Origin of the sequence: Pantoea sp. Pa-EAmG, assembly GCF_030024295.1 — a bacterium.
GTDB classification, from domain to species: Bacteria; Pseudomonadota; Gammaproteobacteria; order Enterobacterales; family Enterobacteriaceae; genus Pantoea; species Pantoea dispersa.
Genome location: NZ_JASEWO010000066.1, coordinates 1 through 22649, shown reverse-complemented (window position 1 = coordinate 22649; position 22649 = coordinate 1). Strand labels below are relative to the sequence as shown.

The 22649-nt window shown below is 59.6% G+C and carries 18 protein-coding genes; 8 read left to right on the top strand and 10 right to left on the bottom strand.

Going from position 1 to position 22649, the window contains the following annotated elements:
• The 3 genes from QMM04_RS11030 to gorA all read right to left on the bottom strand — a co-directional run.
• Positions 1-257: hypothetical protein (locus tag QMM04_RS11030; protein ID WP_282996175.1), on the bottom strand; the 257-nt coding region annotated here is incomplete at its 3' end.
• Positions 258-327: 70 nt separating this feature from the next.
• Positions 328-1260, bottom strand: coding sequence for a nucleoside recognition domain-containing protein (locus tag QMM04_RS11025; RefSeq protein WP_058775170.1), 933 nt, complete (start codon positions 1258-1260; stop codon positions 328-330).
• Between the two features lie 141 nt (positions 1261-1401).
• Entirely contained in the window at positions 1402-2754 is a 1353-nt protein-coding gene (gorA, locus tag QMM04_RS11020) for a glutathione-disulfide reductase (RefSeq protein WP_058770933.1), read from the bottom strand.
• A gap of 130 nt (positions 2755-2884) precedes the next feature.
• Between gorA and rnz the strand changes: the two genes are divergently transcribed.
• On the top strand, positions 2885-3796 hold the full coding sequence (rnz, locus tag QMM04_RS11015) for a ribonuclease Z (RefSeq protein ID WP_282996174.1): 912 nt from the start codon (positions 2885-2887) through the stop codon (positions 3794-3796).
• A gap of 3 nt (positions 3797-3799) precedes the next feature.
• Here the strand turns inward: rnz and QMM04_RS11010 are convergent, their stop codons facing one another.
• The gene (locus QMM04_RS11010) at positions 3800-4642 is read right to left on the bottom strand and encodes a 23S rRNA (adenine(2030)-N(6))-methyltransferase RlmJ (protein ID WP_021508100.1); all 843 of its coding nucleotides are present in this window, start codon (positions 4640-4642) and stop codon (positions 3800-3802) included.
• A 336-nt stretch (positions 4643-4978) separates the two neighbouring features.
• On the opposite strand from QMM04_RS11010, the gene QMM04_RS11005 reads away from it, so the two are divergent.
• The 4 genes from QMM04_RS11005 (at position 4979) to rsmJ (ending at position 10693) form a co-directional block, all read left to right on the top strand.
• Positions 4979-5428: a hypothetical protein gene (locus QMM04_RS11005; protein WP_021508101.1), complete on the top strand. Its 450-nt coding sequence runs from the start codon at positions 4979-4981 to the stop codon at positions 5426-5428.
• A 133-nt stretch (positions 5429-5561) separates the two neighbouring features.
• Complete coding sequence (locus QMM04_RS11000; RefSeq protein WP_282996173.1) at positions 5562-7676, top strand: hypothetical protein; 2115 nt, start codon at positions 5562-5564, stop codon at positions 7674-7676.
• Positions 7677-7892: 216 nt separating this feature from the next.
• The gene (gene prlC / locus QMM04_RS10995) at positions 7893-9935 is read left to right on the top strand and encodes an oligopeptidase A (protein WP_058775174.1); all 2043 of its coding nucleotides are present in this window, start codon (positions 7893-7895) and stop codon (positions 9933-9935) included.
• 8 nt (positions 9936-9943) lie between these two features.
• Positions 9944-10693, top strand: a complete 750-nt coding sequence (gene rsmJ, locus QMM04_RS10990; RefSeq protein WP_058759341.1) for a 16S rRNA (guanine(1516)-N(2))-methyltransferase RsmJ — start codon at positions 9944-9946, stop codon at positions 10691-10693.
• A gap of 115 nt (positions 10694-10808) precedes the next feature.
• Here the strand turns inward: rsmJ and uspA are convergent, their stop codons facing one another.
• The gene (uspA, locus tag QMM04_RS10985; RefSeq protein ID WP_021508107.1) at positions 10809-11246 is read right to left on the bottom strand and encodes a universal stress protein UspA; all 438 of its coding nucleotides are present in this window, start codon (positions 11244-11246) and stop codon (positions 10809-10811) included.
• Positions 11247-11667: 421 nt separating this feature from the next.
• Between uspA and uspB the strand changes: the two genes are divergently transcribed.
• On the top strand, positions 11668-12003 hold the full coding sequence (gene uspB, locus QMM04_RS10980) for a universal stress protein UspB (protein WP_010618665.1): 336 nt from the start codon (positions 11668-11670) through the stop codon (positions 12001-12003).
• A gap of 78 nt (positions 12004-12081) precedes the next feature.
• On the opposite strand, the gene pitA is transcribed toward uspB, so the two are convergent.
• Positions 12082-13581, bottom strand: a complete 1500-nt coding sequence (pitA, locus tag QMM04_RS10975; RefSeq protein WP_282996172.1) for an inorganic phosphate transporter PitA — start codon at positions 13579-13581, stop codon at positions 12082-12084.
• Positions 13582-13821: 240 nt separating this feature from the next.
• Between pitA and QMM04_RS10970 the strand changes: the two genes are divergently transcribed.
• Positions 13822-15006, top strand: a complete 1185-nt coding sequence (locus QMM04_RS10970) for an NAD(P)/FAD-dependent oxidoreductase (RefSeq protein ID WP_282996171.1) — start codon at positions 13822-13824, stop codon at positions 15004-15006.
• Positions 15007-15451: 445 nt separating this feature from the next.
• Positions 15452-15802: a hypothetical protein gene (locus tag QMM04_RS10965; RefSeq protein ID WP_127834695.1), complete on the top strand. Its 351-nt coding sequence runs from the start codon at positions 15452-15454 to the stop codon at positions 15800-15802.
• Between the two features lie 73 nt (positions 15803-15875).
• Here QMM04_RS10965 and QMM04_RS10960 read toward each other — a convergent pair whose 3' ends face one another.
• The 4 genes from QMM04_RS10960 to QMM04_RS10945 all read right to left on the bottom strand — a co-directional run bounded on the left by QMM04_RS10960 (position 15876) and on the right by QMM04_RS10945 (position 22619).
• Positions 15876-18881: an autotransporter outer membrane beta-barrel domain-containing protein gene (locus tag QMM04_RS10960; protein WP_282996170.1), complete on the bottom strand. Its 3006-nt coding sequence runs from the start codon at positions 18879-18881 to the stop codon at positions 15876-15878.
• Positions 18882-18963: 82 nt separating this feature from the next.
• Positions 18964-19518: a hypothetical protein gene (locus QMM04_RS10955; RefSeq protein ID WP_185749279.1), complete on the bottom strand. Its 555-nt coding sequence runs from the start codon at positions 19516-19518 to the stop codon at positions 18964-18966.
• A 15-nt stretch (positions 19519-19533) separates the two neighbouring features.
• On the bottom strand, positions 19534-21786 hold the full coding sequence (locus QMM04_RS10950; protein WP_282996177.1) for a fimbria/pilus outer membrane usher protein: 2253 nt from the start codon (positions 21784-21786) through the stop codon (positions 19534-19536).
• 164 nt (positions 21787-21950) lie between these two features.
• Positions 21951-22619, bottom strand: a complete 669-nt coding sequence (locus QMM04_RS10945; RefSeq protein ID WP_282996176.1) for a fimbria/pilus chaperone family protein — start codon at positions 22617-22619, stop codon at positions 21951-21953.
• Positions 22620-22649: the final 30 nt, after the last annotated feature.

Here is a 22649-nt window from a genome sequence, read left to right as displayed (position 1 = left end):
TGTCTGCCGATGAAGCAGACCGAATTTGAGAATGCTATTATTTTAACGATATAGGGTATCGCACGTTGGCTCAAATAAATGATTGAATTATCCGCCCGAACATCCAGTACGGAATCCTGCAGGACTACGCCCTCCTCACATATCAGAATATTGTTCTTACCATGAAAATTAATCTGGCTATTGATGAGTGTCGGTTCTTTACCAAGAAATTTGTTACCTTCAATAAGCCTGAGCTGCTCTGGATGTAATATTGTCATTTTTCGCTACGTGAGTCGGGATGGCCGTTTTCAAAGCGGCCTGAATCACGTCGATATTAAGCGTTGGGCATCAGAACAGCAGGCTGTGCGCCGTGGCGCGCAGCGCAATGCCCAGCAAAATGCCGGGCACGGCGAAGCGGAACAGGCGCGGAAAACGGCTGGAGAGCCCGAGGAAAATGCCGATGCCGGGCAGGTCGAAGGTCTGAATCAGCAGGCCTGCGGAGGCGTTGATGTTGTGCGCACTGTACTGCCCCTGTTCGACCAGTCCGGCAACCACGCCGTAATAGGCGGTGCCGCCAGCCAGGCATTTGGTCAGCGCAGGCAGCACATACACCTCGGCGATATGCAGTTTGTGTAACAGCGGTGCCAGCAGCTGCGTCAGCAGCTCAATGGCGCCGGCACTTTTCAGGATGCCCACCACCGACAAGGAAAGGATCAGCATCGGCAGCGAACCGAGCGCGAGGCGAATGGCGTCGGCACCCGAGGTGTTGATGATGGCGATCAGTCCCGGCTTCGTGTCGCTGTTCTCCACGCCCTGGTCTTCATCGCGCAGCGCGACGTCGGAAAGTTTGCGGGCAAAAAAGTGATAGGTTGAGGCGGCCGCCAGCACGCCGCCGCTGATAGAGAACAGCAGCGCGGCGCTCCAGTTGAGCCCGTCAGGAATCAGCGGATAAAAGGCGTTGGCCTGGCCCATCGCAAACAGCATCGCCAGCGTGGCCGCCATATGGCGGTCTGAAGTGCCGCGCTTCTCCATGATCGCCAGCGCGGCGAGCGGTGCGGCAAAACTGACAAAATTCAACTGGATGAGTGCGAACAGCGCCAGGCCGGTAATCCCCAGCGGCTTCAGTAACGGCGTGGCGTGGCGCACGACAAAATCCAGCACGCCTTTCACTTCGAGGTATTTCATGATGAATAGCATCACCACCATGATGGGAATCAGAGTGTAAAGCGCGACGTCGACCGCAGCTTTGCCCGACTCCATAATTATGCTGATGATATTCACGTGCTGACGTCGTCCCGTTACCGCAAAACGCTGGCCGCCGGGCCAGCAAAGCAAAAATCATAGCGGGTATGCGCGCTGTTGAGTAGTCAGCAAACAAAAAAGCCCCCAGGCGGGGGCTGCGATGATGGCGCGGAGGCGGTGTTAGCGCATGGTGACGAACTCTTCCGCCGCCGTCGGGTGAATCGCCACGGTGTTGTCGAAGTCTTTTTTGGTGGCGCCCATCTTCAGCGCCACCGCAAAGCCCTGCAGCATCTCATCCATGCCGTTGCCGATACCGTGAATACCCACAATCTTCTCTTCCGGCCCCACGCATACCAGCTTCATGCGGCACGGCTGACGGTGCTGGGTCACCGCGGTATACATGGCGGTGAACGACGATTTGTACACTTTTACCTGGTCGTCGCCATACTGCTCACGCGCCTGCGGTTCGGTCAGACCGACGGTGCCAATCGGCGGATGGCTGAACACCACGGTGGGAACGTTGCTGTAGTCGAGATGCTCGTCCGGCTTGTTATTAAACAGGCGTTCGGACAGGCGACGGCCTGCCGCCACGGCCACCGGCGTCAGCTCGACCGCACCGGTGTTATCACCCACCGCATAGATGCCTTTGACGTTGGTGTTCTGGAACTTGTCGACCTGAATGTAGCCTTTGTCATTCAGCGCCACACCGGTCACCGCCAGGTTGAGATTATCGGTAGCGGGTTCGCGGCCAATTGCCCACACCAGGCAATCCACCGTCTGCTGCTGGCCGTTTTCCAGCTGCAGCGTCAGGCTGCCGTCAGCATTCCTGATCACCGCTTTCGGGATCGATTCGGTGTGCAGCGTCGGACCTTCGGCCTGCATCACTTCCACCAGCGTCTCAACAATCAGCGGGTCAAAGCTGCGCAGCGGCGCATGCTGACGCACAAACAGGTGAGTTTCTGCGCCCAGCGCATTCACCACGCCGGCCAGCTCTACCGCAATGTAGCCTGCGCCGACTACCGCAACGCGTTTTGGCAGCGCCTCCAGCTCAAAGAAGCCGTCGGAATCGATGCCGTACTCTGCGCCCGGCACCTGTGGATGGCTGGGACGCCCGCCGGTGGCGATCAGGATATGGTCGGCGGTAATGGTCTCGCCGTTCACTTCCACCGTGTGGGCATCGACAAAGCGCGCGAACCCTTTGATCACTTCAACCTGGTTTTTACCCAGCACGTTGTCGTACGAGGTGTGGATACGGTCGATGTAGGCGCTGCGATTTTTCACCAGCGTTGACCAGTCAAAGCGATTAACGGTGGTATCAAAGCCGTAATCCGGACCGTACAGGTGAATTGCTTCAGCGATTTGCGCCGCATGCCACATCACTTTCTTCGGTACACAGCCGACGTTGACGCAGGTGCCGCCCAGCTCTTTCGCTTCGATCAGCGCGCACTTCTGGCCATACATCGCCGCACGGTTAATGGAGGCGATACCGCCGCTGCCGCCGCCAATGGCGAGGTAATCAAAATGTCTGGTCATCCGTTGTGTCCATCTGTTGGAGGAAAACTGGCATAGAGTGTAACGCCGCTTCAGTTACCGGCGCAAAGTTTGCACCTATGTATGTAATAGGGTTGAATGCCGGCAAGGGGTTGGCTTAAAGGAACTTATCATGCACCTGACATTTCTTGGTACCGGCGCGGGCGCGCCCAGCCTGCAGCGCAACGTCACCGCCATTGCGCTGACGCTGTCGAAGCGCGGCGAGACCTGGCTGTTCGACTGTGGCGAAGCGACGCAGCATCAGTTTATGCGATCGGCGCTTAAGCCCGGCAAGCTGGAAAAAATCTTTATTACCCATTTGCATGGCGATCACATCTTTGGCCTGCCGGGTCTGCTCACCAGCCGTTCGATGGCGGGCCTGACCGAGCCGATGACGCTGTACGGTCCGAAAGGATTGCGCCAGTTTGTCGAGACTGCGCTCAGCCTGAGTGGCTCTTATACCGGCTATCCGCTGGAGATTGTCGAGATCGAAGCCGGCGCGGTGCTGGATAACGGTGAGTTTCGCGTCACGGCTTACGCGCTGAACCACGTGGTTGAGTGCTACGGCTACCGCATCGAACAGCATGATAAGCCGGGCTTCCTTGACGCACCGCGCCTGAAGGCGGAAGGCGTGCCGCGCGGCCCGTGGTATCAGGATCTGAAACAGGGCAAACGCATCACGCTGGAAGATGGCCGCGAGATCAACGGCGCCGACTATCTTGGTCCGGCCACCAAAGGCAAAGTGCTGGCGATCTTCGGCGATACCGGCCCCACCGAGGTGGCGTTGCAGCTGGCGGCGAACGCCGATGTGATGGTGCATGAAACCACACTGGAAGCGGCGATGGCGGAAAAAGCCAACGGGCGCGGCCACTCGACTACGGTGCAGGCGGCCAGCGTGGCACAGCGCGCTGGCGCAAAACGCATGATCGCTACGCACTTTAGCTCGCGCTATTTGTCACAGGATCGGGAAAGGCTGCTGGCTGAGTGCCAGTCGGTGTTTCCGGCCACCGAACTGGCCCATGATTTTGCGATATTTGAGGTGTAGCGCTTATTCCGGCACGATTTGCGTCACGCTGTAGTGACCGGTGCCGGCGGGCACCAGCTTCTGGTGCAGCCACGGCAGCAGCTCTTCCATCTGCGCTTTCAGCTTCCACGGCGGGTTGATGACAATCATCCCGGACGCGGTCATGCCGCGCTGATCGCTGTCCGGACGTACTGCCAGCTCGATCTGCAGAATATTGCGGATGCCGGTGGCTTCCAGATCCTTCAGCATGTGCTTGATCTGCTGGCGCAACACCACCGGATACCACAGCGCATAGACACCGGTGGCGAAACGTTTGTGACCTTCCTGAATGCCTTTCACCACATCCTGATAATCGCTTTTCATTTCGTACGGCGGGTCGATAAGGATCAGGCCGCGACGGGTCGGTGGCGGCAGTTTGGCCTTCAGCTGCTGATAACCATCCGCGCGTTCAACGCGGGCGCGCGCATCTTTACTGAACTCACTGCGCAGCAGCGGGTAATCGGTCGGATGCAGTTCGGTGAGCTGCAGCTTATCCTCGTCGCGCAGCAGATGGCGGGCGATCAGCGGCGAGCCAGGGTAATAGCGCAGCGTACCGGTTGGGTTAAGGTTGCGAATCGCCGCCAGATAGGGCTTCAGCAGCGCCGGTGCGTCCGGCTGTTGCCAGATACGCGCAATGCCTTCCAGATATTCGCCGGTACGTTCGGCGTGCTCACCGCTCAGCTGGTAACGTCCGGCACCGGCGTGGGTGTCCAGATAGAGGAAAGGTTTCTCCTTCTCCATCAGGGCGGTGAGGATCAGGCTTTCAACGGTGTGTTTCAGCACGTCGGCGTGGTTGCCGGCATGAAAACTGTGGCGATAACTCAGCATAAAAAAGAGGGGTCCGCGGTTGGATCAATGAAGTCGAATAAATCGTGTGTGGCGCGATTATAGCCGCGCCGCATAAAAATTGCTGACGTTTTACCATCCGCTTAAGTTTTCAGCGCCCAGGTCGCTTTAGCGGAATGCGACCGGTCTGGTAGAGAACTAATTTCACGTAGGGATAATTCGACTCTCGAAATTTTACCGCAGATTAAGTAAGTTAGTAGCCGATAACGAAGCGGTCGCGAGCGAAATGCCAGGAATGCGTCTCTGGCAAGGAAACTTTTCGGCCATGGCCGTATAATTTTTTGCTTCAAGCATCCTTAATAACTCCTGGTGACAATAATGAAAAAAATGACTGGTATCGCGGTGGCAAGCCTGCTGGCACTGGCCGGCTGCGCGAAACAACAGCCTGTTCATAGCCTGGTAACGCCGCCCGCCGCCGACGCTCAGCCGATGGCTGAATCTGCTGCACGGCCTGACGGCCAGCCGTTTGTAACCGAAGCGCCAGCCCAGCCGGCCGCTGCCTCGTTCGCTGACGATCGCGCCAGCAATATTCAGCAGTGCCGTAAAGAGCTGGATGCGATGCGCCTCTACAGCCAGGCGTCTTACGACAGCTACCAGGCGGAGTTCCAGAAAATTGGCGCGCAGACCAACAAATATCTGCAGATTAAAGATTCGATCGGCGCGGATATTAACGATTTAGTCATGCCGCGCTATCAGTTCCAGATCCGTGAACTGTGCTTCCGCATTAAAACCCGTCTGTCACAGCTGATTATTCGCCAGGCCGGTTAACAATAACGGCGCAAGCCGACCCCTTTTTTAACAGCGCGACAACCTCGCGCGGTGGATGGCTTCATCTCAATTAACATATTGAGATGAGGCCTTTTGTTTTCTTAGCGGCAAGGAGCCGCGACTGGAGGTTTTGATGACACAGCGTCATCTGCTGGCGGTGCTGATTAGCGCGGCCTTACTGCTACCCGGACAGGCCGCGTCAGCGGCTGATGATGACATGCTGCGCGCGTTCAGCGAAGCAGCGCGCACCCTGCCGCCGGCACCGGCAGCAAAACCACAGCCACCTGCAAAACCGGCCGCAAAACCGGCCGCAAAACCGGCGGCGAAAACCGTCAGCAAGGCAGAGAAAAAAGCCGCAACAGCGCCCGATCACAGTTCGGAACTGACGCGTCTGCGCCTCCGCGTGGCGCAACTCGAAAAGCTGTCTGCGACACCTGCGGTGAAAGCGGACGATGCGTTAAAGGCGCAGCTGGCTGCCAGCGACAAAAAACTGGCAGCGCTCAGCGCGGAGAAGCAGCAGCAGGAGAAAAACATCGCCACGCTGCAGCAGGCGCTGAAAGAGGCACAGCAGCAGCAAAGCGCCGGCAGCGCCCAGCTGACGAAACAGCTCAGCGACGCGCGCGCGGCGGCCACCCAGAGCGCCGACGCGCTGAAAGCGCTGAAAGCGGAAAACGACAAAGCGCTGGCGGCGTTGCAGGCTGAGAGCAAAAAGCAGCTCAGTGCCCAGCAGGCCGGGAACGATAAAAAACTGGCGGCGCTCAGCGCGGAGAAGCAGCAGCAGGAGAAAAACATCGCCACGCTGCAGCAGGCGCTGAAAGAGGCACAGCAGCAGCAAAGCGCCGGCAGCGCCCAGCTGACGAAACAGCTCAGCGACGCGCGCGCGGCGGCCACCCAGAGCGCCGATGCGCTTAAAGCGCTGAAAGCGGAAAACGACAAGGCGCTGGCGGCGCTGCAGGCTGAAAGCAAACAGCAGCTCAGCGCCCAGCAGGCCGGGAACGACAAAAAGCTGGCAGCGCTCAGCGCGGAGAAGCAGCAGCAGGAGAAAAATATCGCCACGCTGCAGCAGGCGCTGAAAGAGGCACAGCAGCAGCAAAGCGCCGGCAGCGCCCAGCTGACGAAACAGCTCAGCGACGCGCGCGCGGCGGCCACCCAGAGCGCCGATGCGCTTAAAGCGCTGAAAGCGGAAAACGACAAGGCGCTGGCGGCGCTGCAGGCTGAAAGCAAACAGCAGCTCAGCGCCCAGCAGGCGGCAAGCGACAAAAAGCTGGCGGCGCTACAGGCAGAAAACGAGAAGGCGCTGGCGGCGCTGCAGGCTGAGAGCAAAAAGCAGCTCAGCGCCCAGCAGGCGGAAAGCGATAAAAAGCTGGCGGCATTACAGGCTGAAAGCAAACAGCAGCTCAGCGCACAACAGGCTGAGAGCGCCCAAAAACTGGCCGCGCAGCAGACTGCAAGCGACAAACAGCTGAAAGCGTTACAGTCACAGCAGACGGAAAGCGAGAAGAAGCTCACCGCCCTGCAGACGCAGCAGGCCGAGCGTGAAAAACAACTCGCCGCGCTGGATAGCGAAAAACAGCAGCAGGCGCACAACCTGGCGCAGCTGACGCGGGAACTGGAGGCAGCGAAGCAGCAACCGGCCGCCGCGCCGAAACTTTCTGCCCCGAAAAGCGATGCCGAACGCGATGGTTATACGCTGGGTCAGTTCATCGCCAGCAATGCGGTGGTGCAGTTGCAGATGGTCAAAGACATCGGCCTCAGCATCAGTATGGATCAGCTGATTGCCGGCTTAACCACCCAGTTGCAAAGCGGTGATTCGCTGCTTGATGGCGAAGAGATGGCGCGCCGTTACGCCACCATGCAGGCCTCCATTGGCAAAGGACTGAACGCACTGATTGAAAAAGGTTACGCGCAGCTGGACAAGAAAGTGGCGAAGCGTAAAGCGCTGAAGAAAGATCTCGGCATGCAGTGGTTTGCGGTGAAAAGCGTGAAAGGCAAACTGCTGCCGGACCAGCAGGCGGCGGTCAGCGTCCGCGTTACCACCCTGAGCGGCAAGGTAATCAATGATTTTTCGCACGATCAGGTGCCGTTCAACGACAGCCTGCCGCCACTGTTGCAGGAGGGCATGTCACTGACCGGTAAAGGCGGCGCAGTGGAAGGCTGGGCGCTGGCGAAAGATATTTACGAGCGCGAGCCGCTGCCACCGTGGGTCGCGCCGTATGATGTGATCCATTATCAGCTGACCATCAAATAACCTCTGGCCCGCCGTCTGGCGGGCTTTTTTTTCAACAATGCGCGATAAATCGCGTCGCTACTGATACGTGCACTTATTGTAGCGGCGCGATTCATCGCGCGTTTTTCTCTCTGCCCTTGCGGGTGGCATTGATTTTCCCCTCGTCTGGCCGCATGTTAGTAAAATTGCGCCGCGCCCCTGCGCGCGGCCCCACTCCATGATGAAAGGACTGCGCTTATGACCAATCCGTTACTCACGCCTTTTACGCTACCGCCTTTTTCCGCCATCAAACCTGAGCACGTGGTTCCCGCTGTAACTGAAGCGCTGAACGACTGTCGCGCGGCGGTGGAGCGCGTAGTGGCGCAGGGCGCGCCTTACACCTGGGAAAATTTAGTCCAGCCGCTGGCAGAAGTGGACGATCGCCTGGGCCGCATCTTCTCGCCGGTCAGCCATCTCAACTCGGTAAAAAACAGCCCGGAACTGCGCGAAGCCTACGAGCAGACGCTGCCGCTGCTGTCCGAATACAGCACCTGGGTGGGCCAGCACGAAGGCCTGTATCAGGCGTATCGCAACCTGCGTGAGGGCGAGAGCTACGCGCAGCTGGATACCGCGCAGAAGAAAGCGGTGGATAACAGCCTGCGCGACTTTGAGCTGTCCGGTATCGGCCTCGATAAACAGAAACAGAAACGCTATGGCGAGATCGCCGCGCGCCTCTCCGAGCTGGGATCGGCTTACAGCAACAACGTGCTGGACGCCACCATGGGCTGGAGCAAACTGATCACCGACGAAGCTGAACTGGCGGGAATGCCGGAGAGCGCACTGGCCGCAGCCAAAGCGCAGGCGGAAGCCAAACAGCAGGAAGGCTGGCTGCTGACGCTGGATATCCCGAGCTATCTGCCGGTGATGACCTACTGCGACAACGCCGCGCTGCGTGAAGAGATGTATCGCGCCTATTCCACCCGTGCCTCCGATCAGGGCCCGAACGCCGGTAAATGGGACAATGGCCCAATCATGGCGGAAGAGCTGGCGCTGCGCCACGAGCTGGCCGAGCTGCTGGGCTTTGACTCGTTCGCCGACAAATCGCTGGCAACCAAAATGGCGGAAAGCCCGTCTCAGGTGATCGACTTCCTGAACGACCTCGCCAAACGCGCGCGCCCGCAGGGTGAAAAAGAGCTGGCGCAGCTGCGTGCCTTCGCCAAAAAAGAGTTTGGCGTGGATGAGATGAATCCGTGGGATCTCACCTATTACGGCGAGAAGCAGAAACAGCATCTGTATACCATCAGCGACGAACAGCTGCGTCCGTACTTCCCGGAATCACGCGCGGTGAACGGCCTGTTTGAAGTGGTGAAGCGTATTTATGGCATCACCGCCAAAGAGCGTACCGACGTGGATGTTTACCATCCGGACGTGCGTTTCTTCGACCTGTTCGACGAGAGCGGCGAGCTGCGTGGCAGCTTCTACCTCGACCTTTACGCGCGCGAGCACAAGCGCGGCGGCGCGTGGATGGATGACTGCGTCGGGCAGATGCGTAAAGCCGATGGCAGTCTGCAGAAGCCAGTGGCGTACCTGACCTGTAACTTCAACCGTCCGGTTCAGGGCAAACCGGCGCTGTTCACTCACGATGAAGTGACCACGCTGTTCCACGAGTTCGGCCACGGCCTGCACCACATGCTGACGCGCATCGAAGCGCCGGGCGTATCTGGCATCAACGGCGTGCCGTGGGATGCGGTCGAGCTGCCGAGCCAGTTTATGGAGAACTGGTGCTGGGAGCCGGAAGCGCTGGCGTTCATCTCCGGCCATTACGAAACCGGTGAGCCGCTGCCGAAAGCGCTGCTGGATAAAATGCTGGCGGCGAAGAACTATCAGGCGGCGCTGTTCATTCTGCGTCAGCTGGAGTTCGGCCTGTTCGATTTCCGTCTGCATACCGAGTTTGATCCGGCGCAGGGCGCGCAAATCCTCGAAACCCTGCGTGAAGTGAAAAAGCAGGTTGCCGTGGTGCCGAGTCCGGAGTGGGGCCGCTTCCCGCACGCCTTCAGCCACGTGTTTGCCGGTGGCTACGCGGCGGGTTACTACAGCTATCTGTGGGCCGACGTGCTGGCTGCCGATGCCTATTCGCGCTTCGAAGAAGAGGGCATCTTCAACCGTCAGACCGGTCAGTCGTTCCTCGACAACATCCTGACGCGCGGCGGTTCCGAAGAGCCGATGGAGCTGTTCAAACGCTTCCGCGGCCGTGAACCGCAGCTGGATGCGATGCTGGAACACTACGGAATTCAGGGATAAGCCTGCTTGTGAAGATCGGTTTAGTGGATGAAACAGGCGCCGGAGACGGCGCCTTATTACATTTGGCGCAGCGCTGGGGGCTGGAGCAGGACGACAGCGCCACGCTGGCGCTGGTGCTGACAGCGCAGCATCTGGAGCTGCGTAAAGTGGACGAGCCGAAGCTCGGCGGCATCTTTGTCGATTTTGTTTCCGGCGCGATGGCGCACCGGCGCAAATTTGGCGGCGGACGCGGCGAAGCGGTGGCGAAAGCAGTGGGCATCAAAGGGGATTACCTGCCCGACGTGGTGGATGCGACGGCAGGACTGGGGCGCGATGCCTTTGTGCTGGCCGCGCTGGGCTGCCGCGTGCGTATGCTGGAGCGTCATCCGGTGGTCGCGGCGCTGCTGGAAGATGGTTTGCGGCGTGGTTATGAAGATGCGGAGATCGGCGGCTGGCTGCGCGAGCGCCTGACGCTGCTGCATGTGGTCAGCCAGCAGGCGCTGAGTGATATCACGCCGGCACCGGACGTGGTGTATCTCGATCCGATGTATCCGCACCGGCAGAAAAGCGCGCTGGTGAAGAAGGAGATGCGGGTGTTTCAGTCGCTGGTGGGGCCGGATGAGGATGCCGATGCGCTGCTCGAACCGGCGCGCCGTCTGGCGAAGAAGCGCATCGTGGTGAAGCGCCCGGATTACGCACCGCCGCTGGCTGGCGTCGCCACTCAATCGGCGGTGGTGACCAAAAGCCACCGTTTCGATATTTATCCGCCGTTGGTTTAGGCGGTGCGGCAATAAAACAGGTCGGCATTAATGCCGACCCTACAGCGTTAATGTTCATTGCAGGTTCGCCATTGATGGCGACCGAATCCGGTCCCGGCGACCCCACGCCTCGTGATTATTCCTCTTCCTCATCGCGCAGCGGCACAATCAGCATATCGATATGCACGGTATTAATCAGCTGGCGCGCTGACGACATCAGCTTGCTCCAGAAATCCTGATGATGGCCGCACACCACCAAATCGACATCGTATTTTTTAATCGCGTCCACCAGCACCTGGCCGAGATCGCCGCTGCCGCTCAGGGTTTCGCTAATCGGGTAACCGGCGTTGGTGGAGAGCTCGCGCAGCGCGGTGTGTGTCTCTTCCGAAATACGCTTCTGCATATCGCCGAGGTTGACGTCAATCAGCCCGGTGTAGAGATCTGAATAGTTCACATCAACGTGAATCAGCGAGATTTTTGCATCATAAGGACGGGCCAGTGATACCGCTTTATCAACCAGTAACTGGCTTTCCGGGGAAAGGTCTACTGCAATCAGGATGTGTTTATAAGCCATGATAAAACTCCTTTCTCAAGATTCTGGGGGCAACCCGAAGTTTGCCTTCACGGCGGGCGTTGTCCTTTGCGCACAATGGCGATGAAGCGCCGCCAGCCACAATTTATGCCTACAGGCGTATGTTGTTATGTTTTGAGTATAGCCAGAGTTGTTAACAAATGCTGCAATCTGCGGCTCGCTTGTGAGGAAGATCAAGCGCTATCGCGATTTTCACTCGCGATGAACGAAAATCATCGCTGGAAAAAAATTGAACAGATCTCCTACACTGAAAATGAGTGCCACCGCCGTCTGGGTTACGCGCTCGGGCTCGCATAACAACAATGCAATTCGATTCATCTGTGGCTGGTTTATTTCCCGTGGGGCGTCTACAGCATTTCCCCGCTGCATTCGACGTCATTGCGGCTCCAGCTGGGAGGGGAACATGATCAGCACTATCGCGCTTTTTTGGGCTCTGTGTGTGGTTTGTCTGGTGAATATGGCGCGTTACTTCTCATCGTTGCGCTCACTGCTGGCGGTGCTGCGCGGGTGCGATCCGTTGCTGTATCAGTATGTTGATGGTGCCGGTTTCTTTACATCCCACGGTCAGCCGAGCAAGCAGGTGCGGCTGGTGCGCTATATCTGGGAGAAACGCTATCGCGATCATCACGACGATGAATTTATTCGTCGCTGCGAGCGGGTGCGCGGTCAGTTTGTTCTGACCAGCGGGCTGTGTTTTCTGGTGGTGGTGAGCCTGATCGCCTTAGCGATTTGGCATTGAGAAGGGGAGCGGGTTCTGTCGCGGCGCGCTGTGTTGTATTCGCAACGCACCACGACAGAACCCTGCAACGCTGAAGCGTTAAATCAGCTTCAGCGCAATCCAGTACAGCGAGCCAGACAGCAAAATACACACTGGCAGGGTGAATACCCAGGCCATTGCGATATTTTTGATGGTGCGGCTTTGCAGCCCGCCGCCATCCACCAGCATGGTACCGGCAACCGACGATGACAGAATGTGCGTGGTCGAAACCGGCATCCCGGTGTAGCTGGCGATACCAATCGACACCGCCGCCGTGACCTGGGCCGACATGCCCTGCGCATACGTCATGCCTTTTTTACCGATCTTCTCGCCGATGGTGGTCGCCACGCGGCGCCAGCCAATCATGGTACCGATACCGAGCGCCAGCGCGACCGCCACGATAATCCATACCGGCGCATACTCGATGGTGCCGAGCAGATCGCCTTTCAGCTTATTGAGGAAGCGCTTATCGTCGGCGCTCGTCTCCGGCAGCTTAGCGGCTTTGTCCGCGGTGTCGGAGATGCACAGCAGCAGGCGACGCATCTGACCGCGCTGGTCAGATGTGAGATCGCTGTAGCTCTGCAGATTACCCAGCAGACCCTGCGCACGGTTAATCGCATCGAGCGCACGGGAGCTATCACAATGGAACTCCTGCGGGCCGCCGAGCGACTCTTCCGGCGTCGGCACTGCCGGTGGCGCCATCTGCACGATGTGCGTCAGCGACTGGCCGTGCTGCTGGTAATACTGCTCAAGATGATTCACCGCATCGCGCGTACGGGTGATGTCATAACCGGAGGCATTCATATTCACCACAAATCCCGCCGGCGCGACGCCAATCAGCACCAGCATGATCAGGCCGATGCCTTTCTGACCGTCGTTGGCACCGTGCGAATAGCTCACGCCAATGGCGGAGACAATCAGCGCGATACGTGTCCAGAACGGTGGCTTTTTCTTGCCGTCGATCTTCTCGCGGTCAGCAGGCGTCATGTGAATGCGAGCCCGTTTTTTGGTGCTGCTCCAGTAGCGACGCAGCAGGAAAATCAGGCCACCCGCAATGATCAGACCAACAATCGGCGACAGAATCAGGGAGAGGAAAATATTGATGACTTTCGGCAGGTTCAGCGCATCCACCACCGACGTGCCGGTCATCAGCGCATTGGTGAGACCAATACCGATGATGGCGCCGATCAGCGTGTGCGAACTGGACGCCGGTAAGCCGAGATACCAGGTACCGAGGTTCCAGATAATCGCCGCCAGCAACATGGAGAACACCATGGCGAGCCCATGCGCCGAACCGACATTCAACAGCAAATCGGTTGGCAGCATATGCACAATGGCATAGGCCACGCTCAAACCGCCGAGCAGCACACCTAAGAAGTTGAACACACCGGCCATCACAACCGCCAGTTGCGCCCGCATCGCACGGGTGTAAATGACTGTAGCGACCGCGTTGGCAGTGTCGTGAAAGCCGTTGATTGCTTCGTAAAACAACACAAACAGCAGAGCAAGAACCAATAACAGGCCGGTGCTTAGGTCAAGACCAGCAAACAGATGTAGCATAAACGTTACGCCATTTTGGAGGACATGAACGCGGCGCATTATCTGCGACAACGTGCGCTATGGGAAAGAAAAATATAGCTCTTTTTTGTCTTAAATTTGTCATCCAGCAGGTAATTAATGGCAAAAAGACCGCAAAATGAGCAAGTTACAATATGACACATTTACGGCAATTTTTTGTCGCTGGCGCGAAAAGCCGCAGATCTCTACAATCAGCGCCTTTCAATCAGGTGGGTTAAGGCAGTGGAAAAGTTTGACGTTATCATTATTGGTGCAGGCGCGGCCGGCATGTTCTGCGCGGCGCAGGCCGGGCAATTAGGCCGTCGCGTGCTGCTGCTGGATAACGGCAAGAAGGCAGGGCGCAAAATTCTGATGTCCGGCGGCGGCCGCTGCAACTTCACTAATCTGTACACCGAACCGGCGGCGTACCTGTCACATAATCCGCACTTCTGCAAATCGGCGCTGGCGCGCTACACCCAGTGGGATTTTATCGATCTGGTTAATCGTCACGGCATCGCCTGGCACGAGAAAACTCTCGGCCAGCTGTTCTGCGATGATTCGGCGCAGCAGATTGTTGATCTGCTGCTGAAAGAGTGTGAAGCCGGCCAGGTGACGCTGCGGCTGCGCAGCGAAGTGCTGAGCGTGGCGCGCGACGACGACGGTTATACGCTGCAGCTGAATGGCTCGGCGGTTCACGCGGACAAGCTGGTGATCGCCAGCGGTGGTCTGTCGATGCCGGGACTGGGGGCAACACCGTTCGGTTATAAAGTGGCGGAACAGTTTGGCCTGCGCGTCCATCCGACGCGCGCCGCGCTGGTACCGTTTACGCTGCACAAGCCGCTGCTGGAGCAGCTGAACACGCTTTCCGGCGTGGCGCTGCCGACCACCATCACCGCTCAGGACGGCACGCTGTTTAAAGAGGCGATGCTGTTTACCCACCGCGGCCTGTCCGGTCCGGCGGTGCTGCAGATCTCCAGCTACTGGCAGCCGGGCGAGTTTGTCACCGTCAACCTGTCGCCGGAGAGCGCGCTGGACGATTTTATCGACGTGCAGCGCGCGGCGCATCCCAACCTCAGCCTGAAAAACAGCCTGGCGAAGATCCTGCCGAAGCGGCTGGTGGAAGTGCTGCAGGAGCTGCAGCAGATTCCGGACGTGACGCTGAAGCAGCTTAACAGCAAGCAGCAGAGCGAGCTGGTGACCACGCTGCACCAGTGGCGCGTGCAGCCAAACGGCACCGAAGGCTATCGCACCGCCGAAGTGACGCTAGGCGGCGTGGATACCACGCAGCTGTCGTCTAAGACCATGGAAGCACGTGATGTGCCGGGGCTCTATTTCATTGGCGAAGTGGTGGACGTGACGGGCTGGCTCGGTGGCTACAATTTCCAGTGGGCGTGGAGCTCGGCGTGGGCGTGCGCGCAGGCGGTTTAATGGTTTGAATTCAGAGTGGTTTTTTCCCTCACCCTAACCCTCTCCCGCAAGCGGGAGAGGGAACTGGCTGGTGCTGGTAGGGGAAAGGGAGCTGGCTGGTGCGCCAGGGTGTCATCGGTCATCTTTAGCCTTTGCCTGCGTGCCTTTCATACTTTTCACCCGCTGCACCTTCCTGGTTCTCTCATGTTACGCACTGCCTTCCCCGCCCGCAGCGGACCGCTCCCTCTCCCGCGTGCGGGAGAGGGCCGGGGTGAGGGCAAACCCAAACCCAAACCCAAACCCAAACCCAAACCCAAACCCAAACGACTAAGAATCTCCCCCATTTGTCAGACTGCACTGACCGGCGCGTAGGCCAGGTCTCATTAACCTTAAACCTGCCAGTCCTTAAAATAGCCTGAGGCCAGCCGGTCAGCACAGGGGAAGCGCAGGGATGAAAGACGCATACATGGATTGGTTCATTCACCACTTTATTCAGCCGCCGCGCCAGGCGCGCGTGCGTTTGCTGGCTTATACCGGCGGGCCGGTGGCCGCGCATCAGCTGGCGAACAGCCTGCCGCGCTGGCTCAATAACGATGTGCAGCACCTGCGACGCGGCATGATGCGCGAGTATCGCGCGCAGATTAACGGCATGGCGCATTTTCCGGCGCTGGTGACGGATTTCAATGACGCGCGCACGCTGGCGCTGGGGGAACTGCAGCCGCAAAAGGGAGGACGTATGCTGGTGATCAGTCCCGGCGCCGGGCTGTTCTTTCTGTTTCAGCCGCAGGGCGGTGGACGCGTAGGGCGTGTCGCTTAACGCGCTGCGGCACCCTGTCAGCCAGACAGTGGCGCCGCAGCAAAAGGCACGCTGAACGCGTGCCAGATAAGGATCAGAACTGCCAGCGCAGGCCCGCGCTGCCGCTCCACGGTGATGCCAGCTTATCGCCGTGGCTCCAGCTGGCGTCCGCATACAGCGCAACATCGCGCGTCAGTGAGACGTTAACGCCCGCGCCCAGCTCCAGCCGTTGGCCCGCCAGGTTGCTGTTCATGCGTTGATCGTTAACGCTGACGGCATTATCGCGCACCAGCTCCTGCGCCAGCGCGGCGCGCAGCCACGGCTGCACTTTGCCGCCGTTCTCCAGCGCCATCTCGCGTCCACCGGTCAGGTTTAGCGTTGCCAGGCGCGATCCGCCAGACGCCGCCTTCGCCGCCAGATCGTTACTCAGACGATATGCTTTGCCCTGCACCCACAGCGAGGAGAACTGCAGTGATGGCTCGGCAAACCAGCCGTTCTGATAGTTAAACTTGCGGCCCAGCTCCAGCGAGGCGCCAAGTCCGGCGGTCTGATAGCTGCCGCTGGCCTTGCTGCCATCAGACATACGCGCGTCGGCGCGGTTGCTGAAGTTGTTGGCTTTCACCACCGCATCGGCGAACCAGCCGTCATTAAGCAGCCAGGTGTGATAGCCACCAATATAGAAACTGTTAATGGTGCCCTGGCTGCCGCCGCTGAAGGCCAGCCGGCTTTTGCTGATGCCGCTGAACACGCCGAGCAGGCGCTGGCCATAACCGGTGGTTTTGGCGCTATCGACGCCCATCGCCACGCCCTGCATCTGCTGGCGCCACACCACGCCGCTGCGCGCGTTGATACGCCAGTCATTGCCGATGACGCGCGTCCAGGCGCCGCCCTGCGCTGCGCTGTCGCGCACTTCGCCAAGACGGGTACGCAGATTGGTCAGCTCGCTGTACCAGGCGATCGGCGCAGCGTTAAACAGTGCGGTGACTGTGGCGGCGGAAGGCGTTGGCAGCGGCTGCTCGTCCTCATCGTGCTTCTGCGCCAGTACCCAGTCCTGGCCGCGCTGCTCCAGCTGATACTGCCACGCGCCGGCATCTACCACGCCGTGCTCCAGCGCAAAGTGGGCATCGCCGCCACCGGTAGTCACCACCGTCAGCGCCGCGTCGCTCTGCTGCGGTTCGCGCCCGCTGTTACTAATCCCCAGCCGATGATCGCCGCTGGCAGCACCCGCGACACGAATCAGATCGCCCTGCAATGCTGCCAGATCGGTGTTCAGGTGATAGCTGCCGTGGCCGCTCAGCGTCTGCACATCCAGCGTGCTGAAGCCGCTGGCCTGCGGGGCAAAGCTCACGTTGCCGTCGCTGTGCAGCGTATTAAGCGTTGAGCTGGCGCGGAGCTGCCACTGGCTGCTGGCGTCGAGCGTCAGGCTATCGGCGCCCTGAACGCTGCCGCTCAGCTGTGAGGCGTTGCTTAGCGCCAGCGCCACCCGGCTGGCGGCGTCGGCGCGCACGTCGCCTTGCAGGCTTACATGGTTATCCGCGTTCAGCGTCACTTCTGACGGCAGCGTACCGCTCGCCACGTCCAGCAGCGCGTCGCCGCCCTGCAGCTGGCTGCCGTTGGTCAGCGTGATGTCAGCGTTGCTGTTGGTCACTTTGATGGCCGCACCCTGCTGGCTGACGATGTGCGTACTGTCAAACGTTACCGTGCTGCTGTCGCCGTTGATGTTAGCGTTCACCAGCAAACCCGCCGCCTGCTGGCCTGCGGTGCTGAGCGTGCTGTGCTGCAGCTGCATACTGCCAGAGCGCACCCAGGCGCCGTGCGCACCAGCGCCTTCTGTTTTAACATCGACCTGCTTACCGCTGATCGCCGAGCCCGGATAGGCCAGCAGGCCGGTGGCAGAATCACCGGCGGTGCGCACCTGAGTGTTGGCCAGATTGATGTTGCCGCCGCGCGCGGCAAACACGCCGATGGCGCCGGAGCCGTGGGTTTCAACCGTCAGATGCTGCGCATCAACCTGCGCTTCGCTGTACAGACCATAGCTGCCGGCTCCCTGCGTGCTGAGCGCGACATTTTCCAGCGTGGCGTTGCCAAATTGCGCGTGAAACGCGTGTGCGTTGTTGCCCTGGCTGCTGAAGCGACTGTCCTGCGCATGGGCGGAGGCGCTCTCTGAGGCGATCCACAGCGTGTGCGCGTTATCACCGTGGGTGTTAAAGCTGCCGCCGAGCAGCGTGGCGGTCGAGCGATTGTTGACGTTGACCGCCATGCCGCTTTGCGTGTCGACCGTAACGTTATTGAGCAGCATATCGCCGCCCAGCGTATATACGCCGTCGCCGGCATCGGTGACGATCTGGCTGTCGCTTAGCGTCACGCTGCCGCGTCCGCTGCTGCCCTGCGGGTTATAGATTTCGATGCCGCGATGACGATCGCTGACGTTGATCGCCACCTGGCTGCCGTTCAGCGTACCGTTGCCCAGCTCGATTGCCGCACGCGTGCCGACACCGCTCAGTTCAATGGTCACATCGCTGAGCGCCGCGCGCGCATTGCCGCGTCCGCCACCGCCCAGCGCTAATCCGCCGCCATTTTCACCGCTGGCGCTGATGCGGCTGTCGCGCAGCGTCAACTGGCCCTGACTGAGGGTAACGCCGGTGGCATCGCGCCCGCGGCTGCTGAGCGTGACATCCGTCAGGGTAACCTCGCTGTCGCCGCTGGCCATCACGCCGGCGCTGCTGTCGCCCAGCGTGCTGATGCTGCCGCCGCGCATCACTAATTGTCCGTCGCTGAGGTTCGCGCCGTGCGCCATCACGCCGTCAGTGGCGAGATGAGCACCATCCAGTTCGATGCGTCCGCCGTTCAGTGCCTGCGCCGCATACAGCAGGCTACCGGTGGTGACGAAGTTCAGGCCGGGCACGGCGGTGGTGAGCAGGCTGCCGGCGCCGCTGGCCAGCAGCGGATAGTCACGCGCGCTGCGTGATTCGTAGCCGCTGGTTGCCGCGACTTTGGCACCGTCGAGCGCCTGCCACGCCGAGGCCGCCTGCGCACCGCTGGCAACCAGTAGCGCCAGCGCGCAGCTGTAAGAGAGAGGGGAAAGTCGGAAGTGTGCCATGTCTGTTCTCCTTGTGATGGCGTAAAAAAACGGGCGCATCAGTGCGCCCGTTGCGGGAATGGCGGAGCGGTGCAGCGCGGGGTTAGCGCAGCAGCTCCAGGGTAAGTCGTGCTTCGCTACTGCTGAGCTGGGTGGCGCGCGCCGCGCTCTCCGGCAGCAGCGGCGTGATCTCAACCTGCGCGGTAAAGGTTTTGCCCTGCTGGATCGCGCCACCGCGCACCGCGACAAATGTTTCACCGGGCTGCAACGCAATGCTGTTGCTGCTGGTGGCCTGCGCATTGCCGCTGCGCATCAGCTCTGCGGGCTGGCCGTCAACGCGGGCATTGAAGAGGCGAATCTTCACGCTGCCGCGTTCGCCATAGCGAAATGCCCCGTTCTGTGCGCGGTCGCCGCGCAGTGCCAGCTTCATCGTTTGGCTGTAGGGGCAGGCCACCGCCAGCGTCAGTTCACGGGTACCGGGCGAGAGCTGACCGGCTCCTGCTTCATCCAGCTGATAGCGGGTCTGGTTGCCAAAATTAATCTCTGGCATGCCCAGTGATAAACTGCACTGGCTGTCCTGCAGCATCGGCGGCAGGCTGGCGAGCGCGTTCTGGCACAGCAGCAGCGCTAACGCCAGCGCTGAAAAAGGGTATTTCATGGGTTTGCTTCCTTATCAGCTACATTGCGCGCTGGCGGTTTCATACAGGCTCGCTTCGGTAGGTTTTGGCGGCAATGTCAGGTCGAAACTGCACAGCGTTTCGCCACCGACCTGTACATCCATCCTGCCGCCATCGCCGGCATCCGGGATAAATACCGCACCGTCGGCACCGACAGCGGTCACGAACAGGTTCTGTGGATTAAATACGCTGGCACCGTACGGCAGCGGTTTACCGGCTTTGTCTTTCACATCCACCAGCACGCGGCGGGTGCGCACTACGTCAAAGGCGATATAACTCACCGAGCCGCGCGCGGCGCTGGTTTCCTGCAGCGCATTGACGATATCGACGTTCTTTTTCAGGCTGCGCGTATCAATTTGCACGTCAGAACGGCGGAAGCTGTTCAGCGACGGAATCACCGCGTAGCCACGGCCATCGGTCCAGGTCGGACCGCCTGGCGTTTCAATGCGCACGCCGCTTTCATCACCGACTTTGGCGATGCCGAAGGTATCGCTGATGCGATACGGCGACAGCGTAACGCCATGTTGGTGCATTGCCACGCCGCCGCTGGCACGCATCGACCAGCTGGTATTGCCGTCATTGCTATTGCTCAGGCTGCCGCCGAGCTGACTGACCGGCGTCACCATATCCATCGCACCGGTAACGCTGTTGCGCTGGTTGCGGAAATCACGCTCGCTGCTCAGCGACCAGCTGCGATCCTGGCTCAGGCGATTGCTGTAACGCATGCCGGCACGGCTGCCGTTGCGCTGGCTGTGGTTGATATAACTGCTGACGGTTTGCGCATCGCCGAACGGGATGTTGAGCGTCATATAAATACGATTGTCCGGCGTGCTGTAGCGGCCGCCGTTATCCCGCGAGGCATTGATGCTCAGATAGGCGCGGTCAAACGATTTCGTCCAGCCCGCGTTCAGGTAGTTGATGCTGTCACCGTCGAAGGTGCGGCTGCGCGCCCACGACAGCGACAGCGAACCGTAATCATCCAGCGCCCAGCCGATACCCGCACCGAACTGGTCGCGCGCGCGGCTGCGGTTATCCTGCTGGTCACGCTGCAGGCTGTCGCTGAGTTCGCCATAGCCGCTGGTTTGCCGGCTGGCATTGAAACTTAAGCTCACCCGTTCACTCAGCTGCTGGCTCAGCGAGGCATCCAGTGCCACGCCGCGATTACCGTGCTGCGCATCGTCCGCCAGCGTGGTTTGCAGACGGGTAATGGTGCTGTCCAGCGGCTGACTGGTCACGCTCGCCGCTACGGCACGCCACGGATTAGAGCCCATCACGCCGGCTGTTAAGCTATTACGCGGCGACAGGCGCCAGCCGCGCGAGGCGGTAGCCAGCCACGGAGCTTCAGCGCTACCGTTTTGCTCCAGTTTACCGATGCCCACCGACAGGCCATTGGCGCTGGCGGCGCTAAGCGGTAGCGAAGCGGCTGGCACGACAAATTCACGTTTATCGCCCTGGCTGCCGGTCACGGTCACCTGCAGATCGCTGCGGGTGTTCAGCAGCGAAAAGCCTTCAAGCCGGAACGGGCCGGCCGGCACCGTGGTGCTGAACACCAGCGCGCCAGACTGACGCACTTCCACCACCGAGGCGCTGCTGGCGATGCCCTCCACCAGACCAGCACCGCCCTGTTTTTCCAGTGACAGCTCGGGAAACAGCTGCATGCCCAGCACCTGACCGCTGCCGAACAGTGAGTTAGCGAGGTTAATCTGCCCGGCCTGCAACACTTTCTGTGATGCTGCCAGGGTGCGCTGCGCATAGGCCGCCTGATGGCGCAGTAGGTTTTCCCCGTTAAAGCGCGTCAGCGTCTGGCGACTGCGCACAATCCAGTCGCTGAAATTCACCCCGGCCTCGCTGTTCAGCTGCATAAAATTGACGCCGGCTAAACGACCAGCCGAATCCATATACTGTGCATCATAGTTAACCAGGCCGGCGACGCCGCCGTGCTGCCAGTCGCCGCTGTTATCGGCGGCGGCTAACGCCTGCTGCGGCACAATCAGCGTCAGGCGCTCTTCACCGGGATCGACGTGCAGTTCCGCCTGCGGCCACAGGCTGTTCAGGCTGATGCGTTCACCTTTGGGTAAACTTTTCGGTATCACCAGCTTCGCCTGCTGCAGAAAAGCGCGATCGATACAGGGCTCACCCTGCTCGTCGAAATGCACGCGAATGCGGCCGCGCTCGCTGCCGTTAACGCGCAGATTGACCGTGTTATCACCGGCCATAAAACGCGGCGCGTCTTTAAAATGCGCCGCCAGACGCGATTGACGCCGCGCGCCTGCAGCGAGGCCAGGTCAAACTCTACCGGCTCTGCACCCTGTGCGGAAAAGCTGCCCACTGCCTGCATCAGAGCGATAGCAAGTAGGCTGGGACGCCAAGTACATGGTTTATTTTTATTATGCTGTGGCACGGCTCACCCCGCTTACCGCGTCAGCGGCGCGTCATAGGTATCCACACTGAAACCCCAGGTGGTGGCGGGAGAAATACGTACCTGCGTAGCGTTGCTGACTTTTTTCCCACCGTCCTGCTTAAGGGTAAATTGCTGGCCCGGCAACACATAGGTGTTAGGCAATTGCCAGACGGTGTTATCCGGCAGGGTTTGTACCGCCTGCGCCAGCCGCACTACATAAGGCGAATCGTTTTTCACCGTCAGCGTATTATCGTTAAGTTGCCAGCTGAGGCGCTTCCACGGTGACAGATCTTTCTCCAGGCCGGCCGGGCGAATAATCACCGGCAGATTCTGGCGTACCGTCATGCGCACTTCACTTTTGCCTTTTTCCTGCGGCGGAATACCTTCAACCGTCACGCGTTTCAGGCGCTCGGTTTTTAACGGCTCGTTGCTGGTCAGCATAAAACGTACGCGCTGAGTTTTACCCGGCTCGACGCGTGCTGCGGGTGGCGTGACGGTTAGCAGCGTTTGCTGATCGTCGGGAATATTTTGTAAGGTAGTTAACAACAGAACAGGAAAGTCATCGGTGTTTTTAACATTTAACGCACCTTCTCTGTCTTGTTCTTCGATAATCACGACAGATGAGTCCGGTAACATACCGGTCGCGTGCGAGAAAAAAGAGATCGCGCCGAGCAAAATAATTAGCGTTGTTTTTTTTGATAAGTTAATTTT

Bases quoted from the DNA above. Each gene is read 5' to 3' on its own strand.
- gorA (WP_058770933.1), bottom strand. From the start codon at position 2,754: ATGACCAGACATTTTGATTACCTCGCCATTGGCGGCGGCAGCGGCGGT.
- QMM04_RS11000 (WP_282996173.1), top strand. From the start codon at position 5,562: ATGACACAGCGTCATCTGCTGGCGGTGCTGATTAGCGCGGCCTTACTG.
- uspB (WP_010618665.1), top strand. From the start codon at position 11,668: ATGATCAGCACTATCGCGCTTTTTTGGGCTCTGTGTGTGGTTTGTCTG.
- QMM04_RS11010 (WP_021508100.1), bottom strand. From the start codon at position 4,642: ATGCTGAGTTATCGCCACAGTTTTCATGCCGGCAACCACGCCGACGTG.
- prlC (WP_058775174.1), top strand. From the start codon at position 7,893: ATGACCAATCCGTTACTCACGCCTTTTACGCTACCGCCTTTTTCCGCC.
- QMM04_RS11005 (WP_021508101.1), top strand. From the start codon at position 4,979: ATGAAAAAAATGACTGGTATCGCGGTGGCAAGCCTGCTGGCACTGGCC.
- QMM04_RS10965 (WP_127834695.1), top strand. From the start codon at position 15,452: ATGGATTGGTTCATTCACCACTTTATTCAGCCGCCGCGCCAGGCGCGC.
- uspA (WP_021508107.1), bottom strand. From the start codon at position 11,246: ATGGCTTATAAACACATCCTGATTGCAGTAGACCTTTCCCCGGAAAGC.
- QMM04_RS10955 (WP_185749279.1), bottom strand. From the start codon at position 19,518: ATGAAATACCCTTTTTCAGCGCTGGCGTTAGCGCTGCTGCTGTGCCAG.
- pitA (WP_282996172.1), bottom strand. From the start codon at position 13,581: ATGCTACATCTGTTTGCTGGTCTTGACCTAAGCACCGGCCTGTTATTG.
- rnz (WP_282996174.1), top strand. From the start codon at position 2,885: ATGCACCTGACATTTCTTGGTACCGGCGCGGGCGCGCCCAGCCTGCAG.
- QMM04_RS10960 (WP_282996170.1), bottom strand. From the start codon at position 18,881: ATGGCACACTTCCGACTTTCCCCTCTCTCTTACAGCTGCGCGCTGGCG.